The following is a 10,527-nucleotide window of genomic DNA, read 5'->3' as shown; positions in this document are numbered from 1 at the left end:
GCTGGTGCCCACCTATGCGGCGCCCACGGTGGGGGCGATGACGGATCGGCTGGCGCTCGAACACCGCGCCGGCCCCCCGGTCTGGACGGCGGACCTGGGCTATCGGCAGGCGCTGCTGGAGACCCCCACAGCGCGCGACCGGCGCCGACTGGTCCAGGCCGCCGAGACCATCGCCGTGGCCCTGGCGGCGCAGTGGCGGGCAGACGAGGAACTGGTGATTTACGTGCAGGACTATGCGCTGGCGCCCGTGGCGGCGGCCTTGTTGGCGCGTGCCCCCCGGGCACTGCTGCTGGCGGCCTGCCACCTGCCGGTGTTTGCCGGTTTCACCTATTTCGACAAGCCGGTGAGCGACGAAATCCACCAGGTACTGGAAGCGGGGCTGGTCAACCTCGCGCACCGGGTGGTGGTGCCGTCGGCGTTTGCCGCGCACGCGCTGAACATCACGCACAACCTGGCCCACGGCAAGCTGGTGGTGCTGCCTCTGGGCGTGGCACGGCCCGGCTCGCCCGAGCCCATGCCGAGCGGCCCGCTGCGCTTGCTGGCGGTGGGGCGGGCCACCGAACAAAAGGGCTACCACTTTCTGTTCGAAGCCCTGCGCCGCCTGGCGCAAGACCATGCCGGTGTCCGGCTCTCGCTGGTGGCCGGCTCGGACACCGCCCGATTGCAGGAGCTGGCCCGGCGCCACGGGGTGGAGGCGCTGGTGGCTTTTTCCGCGCCACAGGGGCACGACGCGATCTGGCGCCTGTACGACAGCCACCAGGTGCTGGTGAGCACCTCGCTGTACGAAACCTTTGGTCTGGCCGTGCTGGAGGCCATGGCCTCGGGCCGCCCGAGCATCGGCTTTTCGGTGGGCGCCTTGCCCGAGCTGTGGGGCGCTGCGCTGGCACCGCTGCTGGGCACGCCGGTGGCCGATGTGGACGCCCTGGTGGTGCGGCTCGCTGCCCTGGCGGCATCGCCCCAGCGGCTGCGCGAGCTGGGGCCGGCGGTGTCGGCACGTGCCGCCGACTTTTCCTGGGAGCGCCATGTGCAGGGCTTGTTGGAGTTGATGGAGACGTCAGCCACCACAGAGCGCCCGAGGTCGGTATGTCGTTGACGCTGGGTTGGTATTACCACCTGCCGCCTTGCGCCGAGCCGCGCGAGGTGGATCTGGCGGAGCGCGAGAGCCTGGACTTGCTGTTCGATGCCCACCACCGCAGCGGTGCAGCCGTGGGCCTGGCGCTCACCGGGGGCATGCTGGCGCACATGGAAGGCCGCTTTGAAGACAGTCTGCGTCTGCTGTCGGAGTTGATCGCGCGTGGCACCGTCGAATTGATGGCCACCAGCTTCCACGAGGTCTGCCCTTTTCTGATTCCGCCGCACTATTTGCGCCAGCAGATCGAAGCCGATCTGGGCATCAAGTGGCGTTTGCTGCGTGCCCGGCCACGGGCATTCTGGCCCGGCAACTGCGCATGGGCACCGGTGCTGGCGCCCATGCTGGCCGCTTGTGGCCTAGAGACCAGCGTGGTGGGCGAGGCCCATCTGCGCGAGGCGCAGCAAACGCAGTTGTGGCGCTGGCTGCAGGCGGACGCCATGCACATGGGCACCGCGCTGATCGACACCACGCTGACCGACGGCGTGCAGGCGCGGGGCTACCGCCTGGCTGCGGGACCGGACCATACCCTGACGCTGCTGGTGCAAGAGGACGGGCTGCGGCGCGCATTGTCTTTTGGTGCACAAGGTGCGATACACCACCCCTGGGACGACCAGCCGCTGGACGCCCTGGTGACCCAGTTGGAGAACACCGGCAGCCTGCTGGAGAGCACAGCGCGCCGCTTCAGCGGCGACGACGGCGACCGCATCAACCCGGTGTCCATCCACCAGTACCGGCGCTGCCTGCAACGCATCGGGCAGGTGCTGCTGCCGCCTTCGGCAGGGGTGGAAGGTGCGCGCGCCGACACCCTGGCCTTTCTGCCGGCCCACGCACCTGGCGGCATGGCGTTCTGGCAAGACAGTGTGGCGCAATCGTATTTGCTAATGCTCGACGCTTTGTACCGCGCCGTGGACCAGCAGCGGATCGACTGCGCCGAAGTGCTGCCGCTGCAAGACGTGTTCCCCATATTCTGGAAACGCGTGGCCCGCGCCCGGTGGTTCCACGAGCGTGCCTGGGCCTTGCTGCAGCGCGCCGGCGGTTGACACCGCTCAGCTGCCAGGCCGGTGCCCTGGCGCGTGCAGTGCCATCAGGGCCAGCCAGGCGCCCGCCGCCAGCGTGCCGGTGATCCAGAACGCGCCGTTGCCCCAGCGCTCCAGGCCGGCGCCGAACACCAGCGGCGCAAAGGCTTGCAGAAAGCGGCCCGGCGCCATGATCAGACCCTGGCGCAGGCCGTAGCCTTGCGGCCCGTAGAACAGCAGCGGCAGCGTGCCTTTTGCAATGGTGAGGATGCCGTTGCCGGCGCCGTGCAACAGGGCAAAGACGGGCGCTGCAGCCGGACCCACGACCACCAGCACCAACACCCCCAGTGGGTGCGTCACGGTGGCCAGCCGGGCCGATAGCAGCGGGTGCCACCGGCGCAGCACGCCAAACTCCAGCAGGCGCCCCGCGACCTGGGCCGGACCCACCAGGGCGGCCACCCCCACGGCAGCGGCCAGCGTCAGGCCGCTGGCCATCAGCAGCCGGGGCAGGTGGGCGGCCATGGCGGTGCTGTTGAACCAGGCCACGGCAAACACGAAAGAGAGCAGGGGGGCGGTCCAGCGGTGTGGCGGCGCGGGAGCGGTGCTCGTGGACGGGGCGGGTGCCGTGCCGTTCGGCGTGGCGGCTGGCAGCGGCGCACCCACCTGCTCGGCGCGCGGCAGCCCGGCGTTGAGGGGCAGGCCCACCAGCAGGTGCAGTACCGCCCAGGCGACACAGGTCCAGCGCCAGCCGAATTCGGCCTGCAGCAAGCTGCTCAGCGGCCAGCCCACGGTACTGGCGAAGCCGGCCACCAGGGTGATGCCGGTGATGGAGGCTCGCGCACCCAGGCCTTGCAGGCGCACCAGTGCCGCGAACGCCGCTTCGTAGAGCCCACCGCCCATGGCCACACCGAGCAACAGCCAGGCCAGCACCAAGCCGGTCGACCCGCGCGCCGCAGACAAGCCCAGAAGCCCGGCGGCAAAGAGGCCGCTGCTCAGGATCAGCACCGGTCGGCCGCCCCAGCGGTCGATGTTGCGCCCGGCCAGCGGGCCCAGCAAAGCCGAGACCACCAGGGCCAGACTGAAGGCCAGCCAGATCCTGGACACCGGCAGCCCAAGGTCTTGTGCCATGGCCGGCGCGATGATGGCGGGCAGGTAGTAGGTTGAAGCCCACGCCAGGGTCTGCGCGCTACCCAGGCGCAGCACCAGTGGCCAGCCCTGGATCATGGGTGGTGGTCCGAGTGGCGCATCGGCGAGAACGTGCGCCGGGGGCCCGTTCAGGCGATGTCGAAAGCGTGAAAACCGAACCGGCCGGCGCGCCGGTCGGCAAAGTAGTGCTCCAGCGTTTCCTTGACGGTGCGAAAGGCGATCTCGTCCCAGGGGATCTGGTCTTCGGTGAACAGCCGCGCTTCCTGCGTTTCGAAGCCGGGGTCGAAGCGCTCGCTGAGCAGGCGGGCGCGGTAGTACATGTGCACCTGGCCCACACGGGCCACGTTCATCAAGGTGAACAAGGGGCCCATTTCGTATTGGGCACCGGCTTCTTCATCGGTTTCGCGCGCGGCACCCTCGGCGGTGGTTTCCCCCAGTTCGAGAAAACCGGCGGGCAAGGTCCACTTGCCCAGACGGGGTTCGATGTTGCGCTTGCACAGCAGCACTTGTTCACCCGTTTCGCCCCAGACCGGCACCGTGCCCACCACGTTCAGCGGATTTTCGTAGTGCACCGTGTGGCAGGCCGGGCAGATGGCGCGGGGCCGGGTGTCGCCGTCGTCGGGCAGGCGGATCTCGACGGCGGTGCCACACTGGCGGCAATGTTTGATGGGTTCGCGGAACATGGCAGGAGTTTAGCGGGCCGTTGTGTCGCCCCCAATGGCGCTCAAAAAAAACGGGCCTCTGGGCCCGTTCTCTTGCTGTGGCGTGCGCGACACGCGGCCAGTGTCTCAGGCCTTTTTGCCGTGCTTGGCAATCAAGGCCTTGGCGGTTTCAAACAGCTGCTTGCCGTTGAAGCCGCGCTTGTCCATTTCCTGCATCCACTCGACTTCGACCAGGCGCGCCTTGCGCTTGAAGTCCTGGGCGTCTGCGGCCGAAATGGTGTGGATGGTGTTGCCCGCGTCGACCGCCGATTTGCGGCCGGCCACGTCGCCCTGCTGCTGCACCTTGCCCAGCCAGCCCGAGGTGGCCAGACCGGAGTTCTTGTCGATCACGGCCTTGAGGTCGGGCGCGAGCGATTGGTACTTGGCCTTGTTCATGGCCATCACAAAGGTGGTGGTGTAGAGCGCACCGCCCGCAGGCGCGAACTCGCTGTGGAACTTGGTGAGTTCTTGCACCTTGACGGCAGGAACCACTTCCCATGGAATGGCGCAGCCGTCGATCACGCCTTTGGAGAGCGCGTCGGGGATTTGTGGCAAAGGCATGCCCACCGGCGTGGCGCCCAGGTAGCCCAGCATCTTGGTGATCTGGCGGGTAGGGCCGCGCACCTTGGAGCCCACCAGGTCTTCGGCGGTTTTGACAAGCTTGTTGCGCATGTGGAACATGCCCGGGCCGTGCACTTGCAGGGCCAGGGGATGCACCTCGCGGAATTCGTCTTGCGCCACGGTCTGCACATATTCCCAATACGCCTTGGAGGTGGCTTCGGCGTCGTTCATCATGAACGGCAGCTCGAACACCTCGATGCGGGGAAAGCGGCCCGGGGTATTGCCCGGCAGGGTCCACACCACGTCGACCAGACCGTCTTTGACCTGGTCGTAGAGCTGCACCGGCGAGCCGCCGAGCTGCATGGCGGGGTAGGCTTCAAACTTGATGCGGCCGTTGGAGTCTTCGCTGACTTTGTCCATCCAGGCCTTGTGCATGTTGAGCCACACATTGGACTGTGGCGACATGAAGGTGTGGAACTTGAGCGTGACGCTTTGCTGGGCAAAGCCCACCAGCGCGGGTGCGCCAAAAGCGATGGCGGCCGAGGACTGGATCAGTTTTCTGCGCTGGATCATGGATGAATTCTCCTGTGGTCGATCAAAAAATGTACGGTTGGGTAGCAACCACCAACCGTAACGGTATTTCGTGGAAAGGGTGACAGGTCAAACCCGCACAATGTGCCGAAATGACCGTGCAAAACACCTTGTTTTTTTAATAAGCTTGCTTATTAAGCAGGGCTCAGGCCACTTGCACCGAGATGGACGTCAATCCGTCCACGCCGCCCACCATGGTGTCGCCTTGCACCACCGCCGCCACACCTTCTGGCGTGCCGGTGTAGATCAGATCGCCGGCCTGCAGTTCCCAGGCGGCGGACAGAACTTCGATGGTTTCTGCCACGTTCCAGATCAGCTTGGCTACGTTGCTGCGCTGGCGGTCGGTGCCGTTGACCTGTATCCAGATCCCGGCTTCGTTGATGGCGCCGGCGTCGGCGGCCACCGTGATGGGCCCAATGGGGGCCGATTGGTCGTAGGCCTTGCCGATGCACCAGGGGCGACCCTGCTTCTTCATGTCGCTTTGCAGGTCGCGGCGTGTCATGTCCAGACCCACGGCGTAACCGTAGATGTGCTGGGCGGCGTCTTGCGCGCGGATGTTGCGACCACCCTTGCCGATGGCCACCACCAATTCGATTTCGTGGTGCAGGTTTTTGGTCAGGCTGGGGTAGGGGATGCTCGCCGTCTGGCCGGCTTCGGCCACCACGATGGCGTCGGCGGGTTTCAGAAAGAAGAACGGTGGCTCGCGGCCGGTGAAGCCCATTTCCTTGGCGTGTTCTTCGTAGTTGCGGCCCACGCAATAGATGCGGTGCACCGGGAAACGCTCGGTATGGCCCAGCACGGGCACGGACACCACGGCGGGTGGGGCAAAGGCAAACGATTCAGACATGGGAAATCCTTTCTTCTCTATGCAAGCCCAGTGCTTGTTGCACCGGACGGTCGGAATAACTGAACAGCACGCAGCCGCCATCGCTTTGAAAGCGGGCAGTGTGCCACGAGGGGATCACAAAAGTGTCGCGCGGGCCGAAGTCAAAAGACCAGGTTTCGGGCGCCGTGCCCGGTTCGCCCCGTTCGAGGCTCACCCGTCCCATGCCTTCGACCACGTTGAACACCGTGCCATCGGTCTGGCGCCAGGGCAGGCCGTTGAACCCGGCGGGCAGGCGTTGCATGAAGGTGGCCATGGTGGGCATGGGCGAGCCACCGCTGGCCGGGTTCACATAGCGCAGCTTCACGCCGTCCCAGGCGTCGATGGGTGCGTCGCGCTCCAGAGCCAACAGGGCTTCGCGGGTGCGCGCATAGGGGTAGCTGAAGATGGGCGAGGTGGCGCCAAAGGGCGCGTCGTAGCGCACCGGCAGCATATTGGCACCGTAGCGGTGGGTGCTGGTGCCCTCGGCCCGCGTCACCGACTGGGTGGCGGTGGCTGCGTTTTCGGCAAAGCCGGCTTCCAGAAACTGCACCAGGGGAATGTCCAGACCATCGAGCCAGACCACCGGGCCATCGGCCTCGCTGCCGTGGTCGTGCCAGGTCCAGCTGGGGGTGATGATGAAGTCGCCCGGCTCCATGGTGGTGCGCTCGCCGTCCACGGCGGTGTAGGCGCCACGCCCCTCGACCACGAAACGCAGTGCGCTCTGGGTGTGGCGGTGGGCGGGTGCCACTTCGCCGGGCAGGATCAATTGCAGGCCGGCGTACAGACCGGGTGTGATGCAGGACTGGCCACGCAGCGACGGGTTTTCCAGGATCAGCACGCGGCGCACGGCCTCTTCGGCGGTGATCAATTCGCCCGCACGCATGAGGTGGGGGCGCACCGCGTCGTAGCGCCAGAGCGCCGGCACGCAGCGCGAGCGCGGTTGCATCGGTACCAGGGCATGCAACACCTCCCACAGTGGCGTGAGGTGCAAGGGCGACATGGCCTCGTAGAGGTGCTGGCGGTCGCTGGCGGGTTTCATGACGGCGTTCATGGTCTCACTCCTGGAACGGGTTCAGCGGGTCTATGCCTTTGTACATCCATTGCAGGCCTGTGAACCCGGCCGATTCGTGGCCGCTCTGGAACAACTGGTTGCGCAATTCGCGGGTGACGCCGGCGGCGTGGTAGATGTCGCCATAGAGGCGGGACGTGAGTTGCACACGGGCGGTGCGCAGGTAGCGCGCCTGCTGGTAGCGCTGCAGCGCCTGCGGCACGTCGTGGCCCCAGCGGCGCAGCGCAGCGCCCAGCACCACCGCGTCTTCGATCGCCTGCCCGGCGCCTTGCGCCAGGTATTGCAGCATGGGGTGCGCGGCGTCGCCGAGCAAGGTGGCGCGGTCCAGGGTCCAGTTCTTGACCGGGTCGCGGTCGCACAGCACCCACATTTTCCAGGTCTCGATCTTGCCCAGCAACTCTCGAACCTGCGGCACCGCCTGGGCGAAGCGGGTGTTGAGCTCTTCCACGTCGCCAAAGGTGTTCCAGCCTTCGTCGTATTTGTCGCTGTGGAACACCGCCACCAGATTGAACAGCTCGCCACGCCGCAAGGGGTAGTGCACCAGGTGGGTTTTTTCGCCACCCCAGAGCAGCACATCGTCGTTCCACAAATGCGCGGGCACCTCTTCGCGCTTGAGCACGGCGCGGTAGGCAATGTGACCGGACACGCGGGGCTTGCCGTCGCCCACGATGGTTTCGCGCACCTTGCTCCAGATGCCGTCGGCACCGATCAGGGCCGCAGCTTCCAGGGTTTCGCCGTTCTCCAGCCGCAGCTTCACACCCTTGCCCTGGTTTTCAAACGCGATGAGTTTGGCTTCGGTGCGCAGGCTCACGTTGGGCAGCGCCTGGCATTGCTGGAGCAGCACGGTGTGCAGGTCGGCGCGGTAGATCACGCCATAGGGGTAGCCGTAGGCGGTGCGGGCCGCGTCGCCCAAGGGCACGTGCACCACCTCTTCGCCGGTGCGCACGTCGTTCATGCCCAGGCCCGGCGGGAAGAAGGCGACCTCGCTCACCGCCTGGGTCAGACCCAGGTGTTCGAACATCTTGAAGATGTTGGGGCCGAGCTGGATGCCGGCACCGATTTCACCAAAGGCGCTGGATTGCTCCAACACCGTGATTTGGTGGCCGTCGCGGGCGAGTACCAAAGCCGCCGCTAGGCCGCCGATGCCACCGCCTGCGATGACGATGGGGAGGGTGATGGGTTGTGTCATGTGTTGTCTCCTTCGGGCTTGCCGGGTGGTGCCCGGTCGGATCGGGGCCTGGACGCTTCGCTGTCGATTTAATAAGTATACATATTAAATGTGGACGCGCAACAGGGTTTACACCACGGCGCGTGGGCCCTGGGTCGGTAAACTCCGCCCATGGTTAAAAGCTATCAATTCCGCCAGGCGCCCGGGCACCTCATCCGCCGCGCCCACCAGATTTCGGTCGGCATCTTCATGGAAGAGCTGGTGGCGTTCGATGTCACGCCGGTGCAGTTTGCGATTCTCAACACGGTCATGGACACGCCGGGCGTCGACCAGGTGACGCTGGCCAACCGGGTGGCGTTTGACGCGGCCACCTCGGGCTCGGTGATTGGCCGGCTGGAGGCCAAGGGCTGGGTGCGGCGCGAGGCCGATGAGCAGGACCGGCGCCGCAAGCTGCTGTGGGTGACGCCCGAGGGCGAGCAGGTGGTGGCCGGCATGAAGCGCGGTGTGGGCAGGACGCAGCAGCGCTTGTTGGCGCCGCTGTCGCCCGACGAGCAAGCCCAGTTGATGGGCTTGCTGGGCCGCCTGGTGCAGGGCCATGAGGATGCCGTGGCCGATTGAGCGCGGCGCACTGGCCTCAGTGTTGTGAGGGCGGCAGCTGCACTTCCAGACCGTCGAGTTCTGGGGTGAGCTGGATCTGGCAGCTCAGGCGGCTGCCGGTTTGCTGTGGAGCGGATGTGAAGGCGAGCATGTCTCGCTCGTCCGGTTCGGGCGCGGGCAGACGGCTGGCCCACGGCTCTGCCAGCATGACGTGGCAGGTGGAACAAATCAGGGTGCCACCGCAATCGGCTGCGATGCCCTGGATGCCCGCTTCCACCGCTGCCTGCATCAGGCTTTGGCCGGGCTTTGCGCGAAGCTCTTGCGTGGATTGATCGGGAGAAATGAAGCGGATGTGGATGCTCATGGCGGGCTGACGATCTGGGTGTTGCTCTGGGTGCAGGGGGGGGGCTTGGGTTCAGGTGCGGGCGAAGTACTCGCGCCGTTCAAAGTCGGTCTTGTCGATCGCCGCGTCGTGGCGTTCGATTTCGCTTTGTTTGATGCGGCAAAAGTAGTGCACAAAGTCGGGCCCCAGGGCCTTGCCCAGCACCGCGTCTTCGCGCAGCGCCTGCAAGGCGTCGCCCAAGTTGTTCGGGATTTTTTCGCCGCCCTCGGCGTAGGGTGCTTCGCAGGCGGGCGGCGGCGTGAGTGCGCGTTCCATGCCATCGAGTCCGGCGTGGATTTGCGAGGCCATGTAGAGATAGGGGTTGGCGGCCGGTTCGCCGATGCGGTTCTCGATCCGGGTCGCCGGGTCGCCCGCCGAACCCACCACGCGCAACATGGCGCCCCGGTTGTCCTGGCCCCAGAGCACCGATTGCGGTGCCAGGGCGTTGGGACGAAAGCGGGCAAAGCCGTTGACCGTGGGGGTGCACAAAGGCGTCATGGCGCGGGCGTGGGCCAGCAGTCCGGCGAGGTAGTGCGCGCCGACGTCCGACAAGCTGTGTCGCGCGTCTGCTGGCGTGCTGCCGGGTGCGGGCGTTGCGCGTACAAAGGCGTTGTCGCCGGTTGTCAAATCCACCAGCGACTGGTGCAGGTGCCAGCCGCTGGACATGATGTGCGGGAACGGCGGGCGGCAGACGAAGCTGGCGTGGTAGCCGGCGCGGCGCAAGGCCTGGCGCACGCCATTGCGAAAGCGCACCATCTGGTCGGCGGCGGTCAGAGCATCGGTGGCATCGAACACGGCTTCGACCTGGCTGGGGCCGAGTTCGATCTCCAGCGACTGCAGGGGCAGGCCCAGCGCCTGCGCGGTGCGTTGCACGATGCGCATCGGCTCGTCGGCCATATCGCTCATGGCCTCGGCCTGCAGGTTGTAGCCGGGGTGGATCATCTCCACCTCGGGCGGCAAGCCGGGCCAGGCGGCCAGTTCGGGGTCGAGTTGGGGACGGGTGTTGGTGATGCGGTAAATGTGGAATTCGACCTCCAGTCCGGTCTTCAGTCCGTAGCCGGCTGTGCCCAACCGGGCCAGCGCCTGTTGCAGCAGGCGGCGCGTGTCCAGCAGCACCGGCTGACCATCCGGGTACCAGGGCTGGCAACGCAACCACCCGGTGTGTTCGGCCCAGGGCAGCACCTGGAAGCTGCTGGGATCGGGCAACAGCATCAGATTGCCAGCGCCGGCAAAGCCGGGCAGGTCGGCCGACCCACCAGGTTCAAACACCTTCCAGGCGGTGCGGTCGGCGGTGTCCTT

The 10,527-nt window shown here is 66.5% G+C and carries 11 protein-coding genes; 3 read left to right on the top strand and 8 right to left on the bottom strand.

Going from position 1 to position 10,527, the window contains the following annotated elements; translation table 11 throughout:
• Positions 1 to 1,093 (top strand): glycosyltransferase family 4 protein (locus ABYB95_RS10130; RefSeq protein ID WP_372658367.1); only part of this gene is annotated, 1,093 nt, incomplete at its 5' end.
• On the top strand, positions 1,084 to 2,172 hold the full coding sequence (locus ABYB95_RS10125; protein ID WP_372658365.1) for a hypothetical protein: 1,089 nt from the start codon (positions 1,084 to 1,086) through the stop codon (positions 2,170 to 2,172). The genes ABYB95_RS10130 and ABYB95_RS10125, both read left to right, overlap by 10 nt.
• Positions 2,173 to 2,178: 6 nt before the next feature.
• Here the strand turns inward: ABYB95_RS10125 and ABYB95_RS10120 are convergent, their stop codons facing one another.
• The 6 genes from ABYB95_RS10120 to ABYB95_RS10095 form a co-directional block, all read right to left on the bottom strand.
• Positions 2,179 to 3,372 carry an MFS transporter gene (locus ABYB95_RS10120; protein WP_372658364.1) on the bottom strand — a complete coding sequence of 398 codons (1,194 nt, stop codon included), beginning with the start codon at positions 3,370 to 3,372 and terminating at the stop codon, positions 2,179 to 2,181.
• A gap of 50 nt (positions 3,373 to 3,422) precedes the next feature.
• Positions 3,423 to 3,977 (bottom strand): NUDIX hydrolase, encoded by a 555-nt coding sequence (locus ABYB95_RS10115; RefSeq protein WP_372658363.1) that lies wholly within the window; start codon positions 3,975 to 3,977, stop codon positions 3,423 to 3,425.
• A gap of 105 nt (positions 3,978 to 4,082) precedes the next feature.
• Positions 4,083 to 5,129, bottom strand: coding sequence for a TRAP transporter substrate-binding protein (locus ABYB95_RS10110; protein ID WP_372658362.1), 1,047 nt, complete (start codon positions 5,127 to 5,129; stop codon positions 4,083 to 4,085).
• A gap of 163 nt (positions 5,130 to 5,292) precedes the next feature.
• Complete coding sequence (locus ABYB95_RS10105; protein WP_372658360.1) at positions 5,293 to 5,994, bottom strand: fumarylacetoacetate hydrolase family protein; 702 nt, start codon at positions 5,992 to 5,994, stop codon at positions 5,293 to 5,295.
• A complete protein-coding gene (gene gtdA, locus ABYB95_RS10100; protein WP_372658359.1) occupies positions 5,987 to 7,063 on the bottom strand; it encodes a gentisate 1,2-dioxygenase in 1,077 nt (358 codons plus the stop codon). The genes ABYB95_RS10105 and gtdA overlap by 8 nt, the downstream gene beginning before the upstream one ends.
• Positions 7,064 to 7,067: 4 nt before the next feature.
• The gene (locus ABYB95_RS10095) at positions 7,068 to 8,270 is read right to left on the bottom strand and encodes a 3-hydroxybenzoate 6-monooxygenase (RefSeq protein WP_372658358.1); all 1,203 of its coding nucleotides are present in this window, start codon (positions 8,268 to 8,270) and stop codon (positions 7,068 to 7,070) included.
• 150 nt (positions 8,271 to 8,420) lie between these two features.
• On the opposite strand from ABYB95_RS10095, the gene ABYB95_RS10090 reads away from it, so the two are divergent.
• Entirely contained in the window at positions 8,421 to 8,867 is a 447-nt protein-coding gene (locus ABYB95_RS10090; RefSeq protein WP_372658357.1) for a MarR family winged helix-turn-helix transcriptional regulator, read from the top strand.
• Between the two features lie 16 nt (positions 8,868 to 8,883).
• On the opposite strand, the gene ABYB95_RS10085 is transcribed toward ABYB95_RS10090, so the two are convergent.
• Together ABYB95_RS10085 and ABYB95_RS10080 are read right to left on the bottom strand one after the other, a co-directional pair.
• The gene (locus ABYB95_RS10085) at positions 8,884 to 9,210 is read right to left on the bottom strand and encodes a 2Fe-2S iron-sulfur cluster-binding protein (RefSeq protein WP_372658355.1); all 327 of its coding nucleotides are present in this window, start codon (positions 9,208 to 9,210) and stop codon (positions 8,884 to 8,886) included.
• Positions 9,211 to 9,261: 51 nt separating this feature from the next.
• Positions 9,262 to 10,527: glutamine synthetase family protein (locus tag ABYB95_RS10080; protein ID WP_372658354.1), on the bottom strand; the 1,266-nt coding region annotated here is incomplete at its 5' end.

It is taken from the genome of Hydrogenophaga sp., assembly GCF_041633695.1.
Lineage (GTDB): Bacteria > Pseudomonadota > Gammaproteobacteria > Burkholderiales > Burkholderiaceae_C > Hydrogenophaga.
Note: the sequence above shows the minus strand (reverse complement) of the source record. Positions and strands in the feature narration are given on the sequence as shown.

Excerpts from the sequence above, each read along its gene's own strand:
- ABYB95_RS10090 (WP_372658357.1), top strand. The coding sequence starts at position 8,421 with ATGGTTAAAAGCTATCAATTCCGCCAGGCGCCCGGGCACCTCATCCGC.
- ABYB95_RS10085 (WP_372658355.1), bottom strand. The coding sequence starts at position 9,210 with ATGAGCATCCACATCCGCTTCATTTCTCCCGATCAATCCACGCAAGAG.
- ABYB95_RS10120 (WP_372658364.1), bottom strand. The coding sequence starts at position 3,372 with ATGATCCAGGGCTGGCCACTGGTGCTGCGCCTGGGTAGCGCGCAGACC.
- gtdA (WP_372658359.1), bottom strand. The coding sequence starts at position 7,063 with ATGAACGCCGTCATGAAACCCGCCAGCGACCGCCAGCACCTCTACGAG.
- ABYB95_RS10125 (WP_372658365.1), top strand. The coding sequence starts at position 1,084 with ATGTCGTTGACGCTGGGTTGGTATTACCACCTGCCGCCTTGCGCCGAG.
- ABYB95_RS10110 (WP_372658362.1), bottom strand. The coding sequence starts at position 5,129 with ATGATCCAGCGCAGAAAACTGATCCAGTCCTCGGCCGCCATCGCTTTT.
- ABYB95_RS10115 (WP_372658363.1), bottom strand. The coding sequence starts at position 3,977 with ATGTTCCGCGAACCCATCAAACATTGCCGCCAGTGTGGCACCGCCGTC.
- ABYB95_RS10095 (WP_372658358.1), bottom strand. The coding sequence starts at position 8,270 with ATGACACAACCCATCACCCTCCCCATCGTCATCGCAGGCGGTGGCATC.
- ABYB95_RS10105 (WP_372658360.1), bottom strand. The coding sequence starts at position 5,994 with ATGTCTGAATCGTTTGCCTTTGCCCCACCCGCCGTGGTGTCCGTGCCC.